Genomic DNA, 14,308 nt, shown 5'->3' with positions numbered 1-14,308 from the left:
ACCGCGGCCAGCCGCAGCAGGCCCTCACGACCGATTATCGGCGCCCGCTCACTGTCCAGACCATCCATATGTGCAGTGTGACTGGGCGATGGAGCAGGTCAACGGCACCCTGATGCTCCACCGCCGTGTGGTGCGTGAGTAGGACCACCGGCCCGACACCGCCGCCTCGCGCGTCTCCTGGGCGGCCACCGCGAACACGACCCGCCGCCTCACCACGCCTTCCCCGGCCTGGCGCGAGGAGATCGTGGCGGCCGCATGAACAGCGACATCACCGGCCTCCTCACGAGCCTGCAGGCCGGGCACGACCGGGTCACGGTCGGGGCCGATGACCTGTGCCGGCAGATCGAGCACCTCGCCACCGCCCTGGGCGAGACCGAGGCCCGGCCGGCCGAACCGGCCGCAGCCAGAAAGGTCTTCGCCGGGCTCGTACCGACCGGAACCGCCTCCGGGTCGGCCGGGCAGTCCACCGCCTACCAGGCCATCGTGAACGCCTTCAACCAGCACCCCGACCAGGCATTCCGGGTCCGGGACCTGCACGAACTCCTCGGTATGCCCACCGACGGCCCCTCCCTGAACGTCACCCGCAGCCGCCTCGGACGCCTCACCCGCCAAGGCTTCCTCACCCAGCCCGGACGGGGCCTCTACCGAAAAGGAACTTAACGACCTCTCAGTGTCGATCATCGCAAACATGAGTTTGCCGGATGAGTGCGAGGGTTCCTACGGTCGACGCATGACTGCTGCCCCCGTCGCGCCCGCTCAGCCTCGTCGCACCGTGACCGTCGCCGTCGTCCAGGCGGCGGCCCCGCTGTTCGACACCCCGACCGCGCTGACCCGGGCGGAGGAGCTCATCCGTGCGGCCGCCGTCCGGAGTGCCCAGGTGGTCGTGCTGCCCGAGGCGTACCTCGGCGGCTACCCCAAGGGGCTGGACTTCGGCATCACGGTCGGCAGCCGCACCCCGGCGGGCCGCGACCTCTTCCGCCGCTACCACGCCGCGGCCATCGACATCCCCGGCCCGGAGGTCGAGACACTGGCCGCCGTCACACGAGAACTCGACTGCCACGCCGTGGTCGGCGCTGTCGAACGCAGCGGCGGCACCCTCTACTGCGTCGCGCTCTTCCTCGGTCCCGACGGCTACCTGGGCCTGCACCGCAAGCTGATGCCCACGGCGGGCGAACGCTACCTGTGGGGACAGGGAGACGGCTCCACCCTCCCCGTCATCGACACCGGCACGGCCCGCCTCGGTGCGGCCATCTGCTGGGAGAACTACATGCCGCTCTTCCGCACCGCCATGTACGCCAAGGGTGTCGATCTGTGGTGCGCGCCGACGGTGGACGACCGTGAGGCATGGCAGTCCACCATGCGGCATGTCGCCCTGGAGGGCCGCTGCTTCGTCCTCAGCGCCTGCCAGTACCTGCGTCGCGACGCCCTGCCGGCCGACCTCCACCCCGTCCAGGGCGACGAACCGGACACGGTCCTGATCGGCGGCGGCTCGGTCATCGTCTCCCCACTCGGCGAAGTCCTGGCCGGGCCGCTGCGCGACGGTGAGGGCATCCTGACGGCCGAACTCGACCTCGACGACCTCGCCCGAGCGCGCTTCGACTTTGACCCCGTCGGCCATTACGCCCGCCCTGACGTCTTCACGCTCCACGTTGACGAGTCGCCCCACCCGCCCGTGACCGGAAGCTGATCGCGTCCGTCCGGGGCGGCGACATCCACCGCGGTGTCCCAAGGGCTCGGCACCATCACGTCCGGCGGCCGCCGGACGAGACCCTCATCGGCGTCCAAGAGGCCATGATCCGTCGACCGCTGACGACCGCACCACCTTCGCGCAAGTGACCGAACGGGAGTTCTCGTGACGTACGACATCGACGCCATCCGCGCGCAGTTCCCCGCCTTGGCCGCCGGGATCGCCCACTTCGACGGCCCCGGTGGTTCACAGACCCCCGGCCCGTCATCCAGGCCATCGCCGACGCCCTGTCCCTTCCGCTGTCGAACCGGGGCCACCGCGTGGCGGGGGAGCGCAACGCCGAGACCATCGTCACTGACAGCCGCCGGGCGATGGCCGACCTGCTGGCCGCGGATCCGGCCGGGATCGTCTTCGGGCGCAGCGCCACCCAGCTCGCCTACGACTTCTCCCGCACCCTCGCCGGGACCTGGTCACCGGGGGACGAGGTGGTTGTGACCCGGCTGGACCACGACTCCAACATCCGCCCCTGGGTGCAGGCGGCCGCCCAGGCGGGTGTCACCGTTCGCTGGGCCGACTTCGACCCGGCCACCGGGGAACTGCCCCCGCAGACATCGAGGCCGTCCTGTCGGAGCGTACGCGGCTGGTCGCCGTGACCGCGGTCTCCAACCTGATCGGTACGCGTCCCCGGATCGCCGAGATCTCCCGTCCGGCGCACAGCGTCGGGACGCTGATGTACGTCGACGGCGTGCACTGCACCGCCCATTCCCTGGTCGACGTCGCGCAGTTGGGCGTGGACTTCTCCACCTGCTCGCCGTACAAGTCCCTCGGTCCGCGCCACGGCGTTCTCGCCGCCCGCCCCGAACTGCCGGAGACGCTGCGTTCCGACAAGCTCCTGCCCTCCACGGACGCGGTGCCGGAATGCTTCGAACTCGGCATGCCGCCCTATGAGTTCCTCGCCGGAACCCGTGCCGTCGTCGACTTCCTCGCCGGATTCGACGCGAGTGCCGAGGGCACCCGGTGCGAGCGGCTGGCCGCAGGGTTCCAGGCGCTCGAGAAGCACGAGGAAGCCCTGCGGGCACGGATCGACAAGGGGCTGAGCACCCTCGACGGCATCACGGTCCACTCCAACGCCGCCGATCGCACCCCCACTCTGCTGCTGACCTTCAACGGCCGCAGCACGACGGACGCCTACGAGTTCCTGGCGGACCGCGGTGTCCACGCGCCGTCCGGCTCCTTCTACGCCCTCGAGGCCTCCCGGCGACTCGGCCTGGGCGACACCGGGGGCCTCCGCGTCGGCCTCGCGCCCTACACCCATACCGGCGACGTCGACAGGCTGGTGGAGGGCCTGGCGGACTTCCCGCGCTCCTGAAAGCCGTCAGCGCCGGATGGCGTCGGCGATGACCTCACCGATGAGGACGGCGGTGGCGGCGGGCCCCCGGTGGGGCGTGTCCGGCAGGATCGAGGTGTCCGCGACACGCAGCCCCCGTACGCCGTGGACGCGTCCGAACTGGTCCACGGCGGCGTGCTCGGGATCGTCGGCGGGACCCATCGCAGCCGTGCCGCAGGTGTGCTGGGCGGTGCCGAGGTGCTCGCGGATCCACTGATCGAGGGCCCGGTCGTCGTTCAGGACCTCGCGGCCGGGATCGACCAGTCCCTGGGTGACATCGGCGAAGGGCGGACTCCCGAGGAGGGCCGCGGTGACGCGCACGCCCTCCCGGAGGCGGCGGTAGTCGTCGGGGTCGCCGAGGTAGCCGTAATCGATGCTCAACGGAGTGGCGGGGTCGGCCGAGCGGAGACGCAGTCGGCCGGTGGGACGGGGGGCCAGGGCGGACACGAGGAAGGACAGGGGGTCACCGGCTGCTCCTGCGCCACCGGTCAGCCGGGACATGGGCACCAGCGACTGCAGGATCTCCAGGTCGCCGGGGCCGTCCCCGCCGCCCGGCGTCACGGGGCCGCCGCTCGGCGAGGTGAGGTGCAGACACCCACCGAGCCAGGAGCCGGACGGTCCACCCCAAGCCTCGCGAGGGGCCCACTCCAGGACCACCTGCGGGTGGTCGCTGAAGCCGGAGCCCACGGCGGGGGCGTCCCGGACCAGGGGGATGCCGACGCGTTCGAGGTCGGCGCGCGGTCCGATTCCGGACAGCTGCAGAAGGTGAGGGGTGGCGAGGGCGCCGGCGCAGAGCACCACGGTGTCGGCGTCGAGGACGGAGCGATGACCGTCGTGCTCGACGACGACGCCGGTGGCGCGGCCGTTCTCGATCACCACCCGGCGGGCCGTAGCGCCGCCGAGGGCGGTGAGGTTGGGGCGGTCGAGCACCTCGGGCGGCAGATAACTGAGCCCGGTGTTACGGCGCACCCCGTCGACCACGTTGGCGGGCACCGGCCCGAAGCCGGGCGGCACCTGGTCGTTCTTGTCGGGGTCGTCGGGAAAACCGAGGGCGTGGGCCGCGTCGCGGAACGCGGCGGCGGCCGGATGGTCCAGGCGACCGCGCCGGATACGCATCGGACCCCCGTCACCGTGCAGAGGGCCGGCACCGTGGTCGAGGTCGTTCTCCAGTGCGCGCAGGAAGGGCAGCACCCTCTCGTAGGACCACGCGGGATTTCCCGCGGCGGCCCAGCGGTCGAAGTCCTCGCGCCGGGCCCGTACGAAGTAACCGCCGTTGACGGTGGACGAGCCGCCGAGGACGCGTCCGCGAGGGACCAGCCACGGCCGCTCCGGTGTGAGGCGTACCGGGTGTGCGTGGGTGGCCGGATGGCCCGGCCGGGCGCCCGGAACCAGACGCGCGTCCAGCAGCGCCGGGCCGAAACCGGCCGCGCCGCGCGGCAGGGGGCCGGCGTCCACCACGAGCACGCGGCGGTCGGGGTCCTCGGTCAGCCGGGCCGCGAGAACCGAACCCGCTGTGCCGGCGCCGACCACGACGACGTCGTGGGCGCACCGGGCGGGAGCCGTACCGCGGCGGTGGGGCACGGGGAACAGGCCATGGGCACCGGTTCTCAACGTGCCTCCTCTCTGCGACGGCGGGCACTGCGGTGGCTGCGGGGGAATGTTTCTGCGGCCGACCCGTACCAGGGTGGTTCACGTTCGCGCAGGTCGGGGCGCGAGCGAGCTGTCACGGGGCGGACACCGGCCGGGCCCCGGCGGAAATACCGGTCACCAGTACCTTCCTTTTGGCACCGCATGTCAATACTCTCTGGTGCTCACAGGTACGGTCGGCGGTTCCGGCGACCCCGAAGTGCTCCGCCGTCCAGTACACCCGCGCACGCGACACCGCCCGCACAGAGCTGCGTGCCGGTGCTTGTCGGTCCGTGTACCCCCTTGCCCCCCTGACGGTCGCAGCCGTGCGACCGCACCCGATGAAGGGAGAGCCGCATGAACGACCTCGACTCCCGCCAGGTCCAGCAGAACCACCTCGACGAGAGCGCGTCGCCCGATGAACTCATCGAGGCCGACGACCTGATCGAGGAAGTCTCGATCGACGGCATGTGCGGCGTCTACTAGGCCACGCGCATGACCACCCCGAACCTGGACCGTGCCTGGGACCTGCACCCGCAGGTCTCGGTACGGCCGGAACCCTTCGGTGCGCTGCTGTACCACTTCGGTACCCGCAAGCTCACCTTCCTCAAGGACCGCAGGCTGCTGGCCGTTGTGCAGGCGCTGGCGACGGCACCCACCGCACGGGCCGCCTGCTCGGCGGCCGGTGTCGACGACGAGGACCTGCCCCGGTACGGGCAGGCCCTGGCCGCACTCACCCGGTCGTCGATGGTCGTCGAAAGGACCCGGACCCCATGACCGCGAGTACGCAGGAGTCGAGGCCCGCGCCCGGCGCCGCACGCCTGGTGGACCTCTTCGAGCACGGTCTCGACGCCCCGATCTGCCTCACCTGGGAACTCACCTACGCCTGCAACCTGTCCTGCACGCACTGCCTGTCCAGCTCGGGTCGGCGCGACCCGCGAGAGCTGACCACACAGGAGGCCAAGGCCGTCATCGACGAACTGGAGGCCATGCAGGTCTTCTACGTCAACATCGGCGGCGGCGAGCCCACGGTCCGCCCGGACTTCTGGGAACTGATCGACTACGCCACCGCACACCACGTGGGCGTGAAGTTCTCCACCAACGGTGTGCGCATCACGCCCGAGGTCGCCCGGCGGCTGGCCCGCAACGACTACGTGGACGTGCAGATCTCGCTGGACGGCGCGACCGCCGAGGTCAACGACGCCGTGCGCGGGCCCGGTTCCTACGACACGGCACTGCGCGCGATGCGCAGCCTGGCGGACGCCGGGATGACCAACTTCAAGCTGTCGGTGGTGTGCACCCGCCACAACATCCCGCAGATGGACGAGTTCAAGGCCCTCGCCGACCGCTACGGCGCGCAACTGCGGCTGACCCGTCTGCGTCCCTCCGGCCGCGGCGCGGACGTCTGGGACGAACTGCATCCGCTGCCGGAACAGCAGCGTCAGATGTACGACTGGCTGGTCGCCCACGGCGACACCGTGCTCACCGGCGACTCCTTCTTCCACCTGTCCGCCTACGGGCAGGCGCTGCCGGGCCTGAACCTGTGCGGTGCCGGACGCGTGGTGTGCCTGATCGACCCGGTCGGCGACGTGTACGCGTGCCCCTTCGCCATCCACGACGAGTTCCTCGCCGGGAACATCCGCCGGCCGGGCGGCTTCGCCGGGGTGTGGCGGGAGTCGGAGCTGTTCCGGAGCCTGCGCGAGCCGCAGACCGGCGGGGCGTGCGCCTCCTGCGCGTTCTACGACACCTGCAAGGGCGGCTGCATGGCGGCGAAGTTCTTCACCGGGCTCCCGCTGGACGGCCCTGACCCCGAATGCGTCCAGGGGTACGGAGAGCAACTGCTGGCCGAGCGGCCGAAGGGCCGCGACCACCTCCCGAAACCCTCCGGCGACCATTCCCACCGCACCTCGCCCGCACGGGGACGTGGGCCCGTGGACATCGTCCTCACCCGCCGTCCGGACAGGGACCGGCCACCCGTCGGCGACTGCGACGAACACCCACTGGCCGGCACGAGCCTTCCGCGCGGCGGCGACTGACGGCGCCTTCGCCGCGCCGTCCGAGCCCCCAGGTTCGTTCCCGGTCACCGTCCCTACCGCAGGAGAGAGCCGCACCATGCGCAGGAATCCCTGGTTCGAGACCGTCGCGGAGGCCCAGCGCCGCGCCAAGAAGTACCTGCCGAGCACCGTCTACGGTGCCCTGGTGGCCGGCTCCGAACGGGGCCGCACGCTCGACGACAACACCGGCGCCTTCGCCGAACTGGGCTTCGCCCCACGGGTCGTGGGCCACCACGCCGACCGCGACCTGTCCACGACCGTGCTCGGTGTCCCCTCCTCCTTCCCGGTGGTGATCTCACCGACCGGCGTGCAGGCCGTGCATCCCGACGGCGAGGTGGCGGTCGCCCGGGCGGCGGCGAACCGAGGCGTGATCATGGGGCTGAGCTCGTTCGCCTCCAAGCCGGTGGAAGAGGTCACCGAGGCCAACCCGAACGTCTTCTACCAGATGTACTGGACCGGCACACGCGACGCCATGACGCAGCGCATGGAGCGTGCCCGCAGCGCGGGAGCCAAGGCCCTCATCGCCACGCTGGACTGGTCCTTCTCCCACGGCCGGGACTGGGGCAGCCCGTCCATCCCGGAAACGATCGACCTCAGGACGGCGGCCAGGTTCGTACCGGACGTCCTGCCGCACCCGCGCTGGCTGTGGTCCTTCGTCAGATCCGGCCGGATCCCCGACCTGACCACCCCCAACCTCCAGCCGCCGGGCGGCACGGCCCCGACGTTCTTCGGCGCCTACGGCGAATGGATGCAGACCAAGCCGCCGACCTGGGACGACATCGAGTGGATGCGGACGGAATGGGGCGGCCCGTTCCTGCTCAAGGGCGTGACCCGGGTCGATGACGCACTGCGGGCCGTCGACGCCGGAGTGTCGGCCATCTCGGTCTCCAACCACGGCGGCAACAACCTCGACACCACACCCGCCACCATCCGGCTGCTGCCCGCCATCGCCGAAGCCGTCGGCCACGACATCGAGGTCCTCCTCGACGGAGGTGTCCGCCGCGGCGGCGACGTCGCGAAGGCCCTCGCGCTCGGCGCCCGCGCCGTCCTGGTCGGCCGCGCCTACCTGTGGGGCCTGGCCGCCAACGGGCAGGCGGGCGTGGAGAACGTCCTGGACATCCTGCGCAGCGGGCTCGACTCGGCGGTGCTGGGCCTCGGGCACTCCTCGGCGCATGACCTGTCACCGCACGACCTGGTCGTCCCCGACGGCTTCACACGCGTCGCCGGAGCCCCGCGCGCCGCTGACCCGGTCGGCCGGTGATGCCGCCCCACCCCCGGCGACCGCGTGGCCCCCAGGAACTGGAGCGCGCCGTCTGGCCGGGCGTGCCGGACGGAGCCTCGGTCCTCGTACCCGTCGGCTCGACCGAGCAGCACGGACCGCACCTGCCGTTCAACACGGACAGTGTCATCGCCGAGTCGGTGGCGCGGCTGGCGGCGGAGCGTCTGACGGCGCAGCGTGGGCGCCGTCCCGTACTGCTGGCGCCGACCCTCGCCTACGGCGCCAGCGGCGAGCATGCGGGCTTCCCCGGGACGGTCTCCATCGGCCACGAGGCGCTGCGCGCGGTCCTGGTGGAGACCGTACGGTCGCTGTCGCTGTGGGCCCACCGCGTCGTCCTGGTCAACGGCCACGGGGGCAATGTGCCCACGCTCGACGCGGCGGTCGGACGGCTCCGTGGCGAAGGCCATGATGTGGCGTGGCTCGGCTGCGAGACACCCGGCGGCGACGCGCATGCCGGCCGTGCCGAGACATCCCTGATGCTGCACCTGGCGCCCGCCGATGTCCGCCTCGCCGATGCGGTGGCCGGCGACACGCGGCCGCTGGCGTTCCTCATGCCGGAACTGGTCGCCCGCGGTGTGCGCGGGGTCTCGCCCACCGGAGTGCTCGGTGATCCGACCGGGGCGACGGCCGAAGAGGGCCGGGCTGCACTGGAGGCGATGGTGTCGGTCGCCGCACGCCGCATCGCGGCGGGCCGTACGGACCACCGGGGCCGCCTCCTCGACCCGGCAGCGCACCCCGCGCCGACGCACCCCGCGGCCGTACCGTCCGCACCGGCGCACCCCACGGCCACGTCCACCACCTCATCCGCCGTCGCCTGCACGAAGGCAGCCGCCCCATGACGCTTCCCCGCGGCTTCGAGGTCACCCTCGACCGGTCCACCCGCGTCCTCGACGGCGGCCGGGTCCTCCTCGGTGGAAGCCCCGTCCGCCTTGTCCGGCTCGGCGCCCGCGCCCGGCCGTTGCTCTCCGGGCGTACGGTGCGCGTGCGCGACGCGGCTGGTGCCGTCCTGGCCGACCGCCTCCTGGAGACCGGACTGGCCCACCCCGCCGTCCACACCCTGCCACCACCCCTTGGTGCCGACGACGGGGCGGGCCCGGCCTGCACGTACGTGATCCCGGTGCGCGACCGCCCCCGGGAACTCGCCCGCCTCCTGGCCGGCCTGCCCGCCGGCAGCCCGGTCGTCGTCGTGGACGACGCCTCCCACCGCCCCGGCCCCGTCGCCGCCGTCGCCGCCGAACACGGCGCGCGTCTGCTGACGCTCACCGTCAACGGGGGGCCGGCGGGGGCGCGCAACGCCGGTCTGCGCCTCGTCACCACGCCCTACGTCGCCTTCGTCGACTCCGACGTCGTCCTGCCGCCCGACGCCGTGCCCACCCTGCTGCGGCACTTCGCCGACCCCAGGGTCGCCCTGGCCGTGCCCAGGATCACGGGTCTGGTCACCCCCGCCTCGGCCGGCTGGCTCGGCCGCTACGAACGGGTCCGCTCCTCCCTCGACCTGGGGACGGACCCCGCCTTGGTCCGCCCCGGAACACCGGTGTCCTGGGTGCCCAGCGCCTGCGTCGTCGCACGCGTCGACGCGCTCGGGGACGGGTTCGACCCCCGTCTGCGGGTGGGGGAGGACGTCGATCTGTGCTGGCGCCTGGCACGGAGCGGTCTGCGCGTGCGCTACGAACCGTCCGTCGAGGCCGCCCACGAACACAGGGTCACCCTGCGCGACTGGTTCCGGCGCAAGGCGGAGTACGGCACCGGTGCCCACCCCCTCGCCGAACGCCATCCCCAGAACATCGCCCCCGCCGTACTCGCCCCCTGGAACGCCGCGCTGGTCCTCGCCCTGGCCGCCCAGCGGCGCTGGTCCCTGCCGGTCGCCGCCGGTCTGTACGCCGTCGCCACGGCGCGGATCGCGCACACCCTGCGCGACACCGGGCAGCCCGTCCGGCACGCGGTCCGGCTCACGGGCGGTGGCGCGGTGTCCGCCGTGGCCCAGGGCTCGGCACTGCTCACCCGCCACTGGTGGCCGCTCACCGTCCTCGGCTGCCTGGCCTCCCCCCGCGTACGCCGCGCCACCGCCGTCGCGGCCATGGTGGACATCGCCCTCGAATACCGGCGCGATAAGGCCGGGCTGGACCCCGTCCGGTACGGCATCGCCCGCCGCCTCGACGACCTCGCGTACGGCACCGGTGTGTGGATCTCCGCCCTCAAGGGCCGCTCCACGGCCGCCCTCCGTCCCCGCATCGTCCCGGCCCGGGCGTCCGCGCGGCGAAAGCCAGGGAGTCGGGGGCGGCCCGGGGGTGAGGCCAAGGCTTCGGCTTCGGACGGAGCACCGCACCCGTGGCGGCGTATGTTGTCAGGGCAGAGCGGTACGTGCGGTACGGCACGGGAACGGGAGCCGGCCGACGGGAAAGGGTTGCGCCTGTGGAGTCGCCTACGAAAGGCGTGATCGCCGGCACGCCGGCCAGGAGCGGGCGCCCGCGCGCCACCTCGCGGGCCGACCTGGAGCGGTTGGGCTTCGAACTGTTCGCCCGGCAGGGCTTCGACGCCACCACGGTGGACGACATCGCCGGGGCGGCGGGCATCGGCCGGCGGACGTTCTTCCGCTACTTCTCGTCGAAGAACGACCTCGTCTGGGGCGACTTCGCGCAGCAACTCACAGGGCTTCGTGACCTGTTGAACGCGACCGATCCGAGCACCCCGATCATGGACGCTCTGCGTCACGCGGTCGTCGAGTTCAACCGGTTCGACGACGCGTCGGTGCCGTGGCACCGGCAGCGCATGGAACTCATCCTGACCGTTCCCACGCTCCAGGCCGATGCCACCCTGCGCTACGCGGCGTGGCGCGCGATCGTCACCGAGTACGTGGCGCTGCGCAGGGGCCTGTCGCCCTCCGACATGGTGCCCCGCATGTTCGGGTACGCCCTCCTCGCCGCGGCGATCGCCGCGTACGAGCACTGGCTGGCGGAGGACGAGACCGAGCTGGGCGACCTGCTCGACGCGGCGATCGGGCAGCTCGAACGCGGCCTCGGAGAGGCGTAGCCGGACCCGGTCCCGTCCCGTCGGCCGGGCACCGGAGCACCCCTGAACGCTTGCGCCCGGGGTGAGGTGCTGTCACCATTCTACCGATCGGTCGATTTTTCTCGACCGACCAGTTGACCCGGACCGGCGGGCGGAAGCCGGCAGAAGGTGAGTGCACACATGTCGGAGTTCCAGTTCCTGGACGTGCGGACGACGGACCACGTTGCGACCGTCACGATGGACCGGCCGCCCGTCAACGCCGTCGGCCTGCCGATGTACGCCGAGATCAAGGCCTTGTTCGGCGAGATCGAACGGCATGCCCCGGACGCGCGGGTCGTCATCCTGACCGGGGCCGGCAAGCACTTCTGCGGCGGCAACGACCTCGACGAATTCCTGACCATGAACCCGGAGAACGCCGGCGAGCGCATGAGGCGCGTGCGTGAGGCCTTCTGGTCGATCTACGACTGCCCCGTGCCCGTGATCGCGGCCGTCCACGGCGTCGCGGTGGGGACGGGACTGGCGCTGGCCGGCTCGTGCGACATGGTCGTGGCCGCAGAGGGCGCCAGGTTCAGCCTCCCCGAGATCCAGGTCGGCGCGATGGGCGGCGCCAAGCACGCCTCGCGCCTGGTCCCGCAGGCGCTGGTGCGCCGCATGCACTTCACCGGTGACATGGTCCCGGTGGAGGAGCTGGCCCAGTACGGCGGCATCGACCGCGTGGTGCCCGGCGATCAACTGCTCGCCGCCGCCACCGAACTGGCCCGGCGGATCGCCCGGCACAGCCCCGTCGCCATCAGGATGGCCAAGCGCAGCCTGAACCACATCGAGTACATGGAGCTCAAGGACGGCTACGCGTTCGAGCAGAGCCTCACCGGCGAACTCTCCGGATACGACGACGCCAAGGAGGCCGTCGCCGCCTTCTTCGAGCGGCGCGAGCCGCAGTACACGGGGAAGTGATCCGGAGGATGACCCACACGACACAGGACACCGCGGACCTGGAGGCCTACCGCCGGCAGGTCCGAGCCTGGCTCGCGCAGGCGACCGTCCCCGAGGTCCCTCTCGACCTGGAGGGCCGCTTCGCCGTCCTGCGGGAATGGCAGAAGACCCTCTATGAGGCCGGGTTCGTCGGAATCTCCTGGACCAGGGCGGCCGGAGGGCAGGGACTGAGTCCCTTGCACCAACTGGTCTTCTCGGAGGAACTCGCCCGGGCCGGCGCCCCGCAGCCCATCGGCCTGATCGGCGTGGACGTCGTCGGCAAGTCGATCGAGACGTACGGACTCGACTGGCAACGGCAGCAGCTGCTGCCCCGCCTGCTGTCCGGTGAGGACATCTGGTGCCAGGGATTCTCCGAGCCGGAGTCCGGATCCGATCTGGCCTCGCTGCGTACCCGCGCCCGGATCGAGGGTGACGAGTTCGTCATCACCGGTCAGAAGGTGTGGACCAGTTGGGCTCACAAGTCGCAATGGTGCGCGCTGCTGGCGCGCACGGACGCGGACGCTCCGAAGCACCGGGGCATCAGCTACATCCTCGTCGACATGAGTACCCCCGGCGTCACCGCACGACCGCTGGTGCAGATGACCGGAGACGACGAGTTCTGCGAGGTCTTCCTCGAGGACGTCCGCGTGCCGGTGCGCAATCTGGTCGGACAGCTCAATGAGGGGTGGGCCATCGCCCAGGACACCCTGAGCCATGAGCGCGGTGCGTACACGCTCCGCCGGCGCGTGGAGTACGAGGTGGCGGTCGAGGAGGCCGTGCGGAACCTCCGCGGCCATGTCAGCGCGACCGGGACCGAGCCCCCGGACCGGGTCCTGGAGCAGCTCGGCCGGTCCTACACGGCGGTGCGGGCACTGGAGGCGCTGACCCGCCGGACCATCGACCGGCAGCTCACCGGTGACATCCCCAGCCCTTACGACTCGGTGGACAAGCTCAGCCTCAATGAGGTGGAGCAACTGCTCTACACGTCCGTCACCGACCTGCTCGGACCGTTCCGTCTGGCGGCCGACCGGGCACCGTTCGGTCTCGACGGCCCGCGGTGGGTCAAGGAGCACTACTACTCCCGGGCGGCGTCCATCTACGGAGGGACGTCCCAGATCCAGAAGAACATCATCGGCGAGAGAGTGTTGGGACTGCCCCGTGGCTGACGACGAGATCCTGCAGGCGGTCAAGGGGTTCCTGGACCGGGACTATCCGGGCGAGCGCAGACTCGCCGCGCTGCGGGCCCACGGGGAGGACCCGCGACTGCTCGAAGAGGCGGCACGACAGGGCTGGTTCGGGCTGGTCGCGCCCGAGGCCGAGGACGGTCTGGGACTGGACCCCGCCCGGCTCGTTCCGCTGCTCCGGCTGCTCGGGCAGCGTCTGGTGCCCGGCCCGCTGATGGAACAGATGCTGCTGCCGGGACTTCTGCTCCGGACAGCCCCCGGCGACAGCGCGCGATCCCGGCTGGCGTCCGCGCTGATCGGGGGAGCACGGGTGGCGGTGCTCGACCCCGGAGTCACGCTCGACTGGCGCGCGGCCAACGGCTCGCCCGTCCTGGGCTCCGGCGGGCTTGCCGGTTCGGTGGACCTGGTGCGCTTCGGCGCGGTTTCGGACCTGTTCGTCGTGATCGTCGACGGCACGGACGCAAAGGCCACGGTCCTGGTGGTCGATCGCGCCCGCTCCGGCATCACCGTCACCGGGCACGAGAGCACGGACCCGGGAGCGAGCTACGCCGGCGTGTCCCTCGACGCGGTCGCGGTCGAGCAGGGCGACATCATCGCGCAGGGCGAGGACGGGGCGGCGCTCGTGGCCTTGCTGCGGAGCTGGCAGCGGGTGCTGGTTGCCGCCGAACTCGCCGGTATCGCCCGCCATATGCTCGATGCGAGCGTCGAATTCGCCAAGCAACGCGAGCAGTTCGGCCGTCCCATCGGGAGCTTCCAGGCGATCAAGCACATCGCGGCGTCAGCCGCCCAGCGGGTGATCATGCTGGAGAGTTTCGTCGAGGCCGTGGCCGCCGACTCGGCGGCGCTCGCCCCGAAGGAATTCGCCCTGGCGGCCCTGACGCTCAAGGCCCATGCCGCCGGCGTCGGCCGCTCAGTGTGCGAGGACGCCCTGCAGATCCACGGCGGCATCGGATTCACGCACGAACACGAACTGCACTGGTACTACAAGCGCGCGTTGTCCCTGCGCACCTGGTACGGGGACGAGCGGGAGGCCGCGACCGAGGCCGGACGGCGCATGGTGTCCGCCTGAACCGAGAAAAGGGAGCAGGGGGCGACTGCCGGCCAGTGGGC

Annotated in this window: 13 protein-coding genes and 1 pseudogene; 13 read left to right on the top strand and 1 reads right to left on the bottom strand. The window is 71.8% G+C overall.

Translation table 11 applies throughout. The features are described from left to right. The first annotated feature begins 255 nt into the window (after nt 1–255). The 3 genes and pseudogenes from ACFYQA_RS23245 (at nt 256) to ACFYQA_RS23235 (ending at nt 3,056) form a co-directional block, all read left to right on the top strand. Entirely contained in the window at nt 256–660 is a 405-nt protein-coding gene (locus ACFYQA_RS23245; RefSeq protein WP_388920947.1) for a hypothetical protein, read from the top strand. Between the two features lie 70 nt (nt 661–730). After that, nucleotides 731–1,687, top strand: a complete 957-nt coding sequence (locus tag ACFYQA_RS23240; RefSeq protein ID WP_388920944.1) for a nitrilase-related carbon-nitrogen hydrolase — start codon at nt 731–733, stop codon at nt 1,685–1,687. A gap of 165 nt (nt 1,688–1,852) precedes the next feature. Beyond that, nucleotides 1,853–3,056: pseudogene (locus tag ACFYQA_RS23235) on the top strand (cysteine desulfurase-like protein). Between the two features lie 6 nt (nt 3,057–3,062). Here ACFYQA_RS23235 and mftG read toward each other — a convergent pair. Continuing rightward, nucleotides 3,063–4,685, bottom strand: coding sequence for a mycofactocin system GMC family oxidoreductase MftG (mftG, locus tag ACFYQA_RS23230; protein ID WP_388920941.1), 1,623 nt, complete (start codon nt 4,683–4,685; stop codon nt 3,063–3,065). 372 nt (nt 4,686–5,057) lie between these two features. On the opposite strand from mftG, the gene mftA reads away from it, so the two are divergent. The 10 genes from mftA to ACFYQA_RS23180 all read left to right on the top strand — a co-directional run bounded on the left by mftA (nt 5,058) and on the right by ACFYQA_RS23180 (nt 14,267). After that, on the top strand, nt 5,058–5,186 hold the full coding sequence (mftA, locus tag ACFYQA_RS23225) for a mycofactocin precursor MftA (protein WP_388920938.1): 129 nt from the start codon (nt 5,058–5,060) through the stop codon (nt 5,184–5,186). Between the two features lie 9 nt (nt 5,187–5,195). Further along, on the top strand, nt 5,196–5,477 hold the full coding sequence (gene mftB / locus ACFYQA_RS23220) for a mycofactocin biosynthesis chaperone MftB (RefSeq protein WP_388920935.1): 282 nt from the start codon (nt 5,196–5,198) through the stop codon (nt 5,475–5,477). After that, nucleotides 5,474–6,736, top strand: a complete 1,263-nt coding sequence (mftC, locus tag ACFYQA_RS23215; protein ID WP_388920932.1) for a mycofactocin radical SAM maturase — start codon at nt 5,474–5,476, stop codon at nt 6,734–6,736. Before mftB ends, mftC begins: the two co-directional genes overlap by 4 nt. Before the next feature lie 76 nt (nt 6,737–6,812). Next, on the top strand, nt 6,813–8,015 hold the full coding sequence (mftD, locus tag ACFYQA_RS23210) for a pre-mycofactocin synthase MftD (RefSeq protein WP_388920930.1): 1,203 nt from the start codon (nt 6,813–6,815) through the stop codon (nt 8,013–8,015). Further along, nucleotides 8,015–8,872 carry a mycofactocin biosynthesis peptidyl-dipeptidase MftE gene (gene mftE / locus ACFYQA_RS23205; RefSeq protein WP_388920965.1) on the top strand — a complete coding sequence of 286 codons (858 nt, stop codon included), beginning with the start codon at nt 8,015–8,017 and terminating at the stop codon, nt 8,870–8,872. Before mftD ends, mftE begins: the two co-directional genes overlap by 1 nt. After that, nucleotides 8,869–10,470 (top strand): mycofactocin biosynthesis glycosyltransferase MftF, encoded by a 1,602-nt coding sequence (mftF, locus tag ACFYQA_RS23200; protein WP_388920927.1) that lies wholly within the window; start codon nt 8,869–8,871, stop codon nt 10,468–10,470. Before mftE ends, mftF begins: the two co-directional genes overlap by 4 nt. Further along, nucleotides 10,467–11,063, top strand: coding sequence for a mycofactocin system transcriptional regulator (gene mftR, locus ACFYQA_RS23195; protein ID WP_388920924.1), 597 nt, complete (start codon nt 10,467–10,469; stop codon nt 11,061–11,063). Before mftF ends, mftR begins: the two co-directional genes overlap by 4 nt. A gap of 159 nt (nt 11,064–11,222) precedes the next feature. After that, entirely contained in the window at nt 11,223–11,996 is a 774-nt protein-coding gene (locus ACFYQA_RS23190) for an enoyl-CoA hydratase-related protein (protein ID WP_388920921.1), read from the top strand. Nucleotides 11,997–12,004: 8 nt separating this feature from the next. Then, the gene (locus tag ACFYQA_RS23185) at nt 12,005–13,180 is read left to right on the top strand and encodes an acyl-CoA dehydrogenase family protein (RefSeq protein WP_388920918.1); all 1,176 of its coding nucleotides are present in this window, start codon (nt 12,005–12,007) and stop codon (nt 13,178–13,180) included. After that, a complete protein-coding gene (locus tag ACFYQA_RS23180; RefSeq protein WP_388920915.1) occupies nt 13,173–14,267 on the top strand; it encodes an acyl-CoA dehydrogenase family protein in 1,095 nt (364 codons plus the stop codon). Before ACFYQA_RS23185 ends, ACFYQA_RS23180 begins: the two co-directional genes overlap by 8 nt. Nucleotides 14,268–14,308 lie beyond the last annotated feature (41 nt).

The sequence above is a fragment of the Streptomyces sp. NPDC005774 genome (assembly GCF_042871645.1).
GTDB classification, from domain to species: domain Bacteria; phylum Actinomycetota; class Actinomycetes; order Streptomycetales; family Streptomycetaceae; genus Streptomyces; species Streptomyces pratens.
The sequence above is the reverse complement of the archived record's forward strand: the minus strand, read 5'-3'. Positions and strand labels throughout refer to the sequence as shown.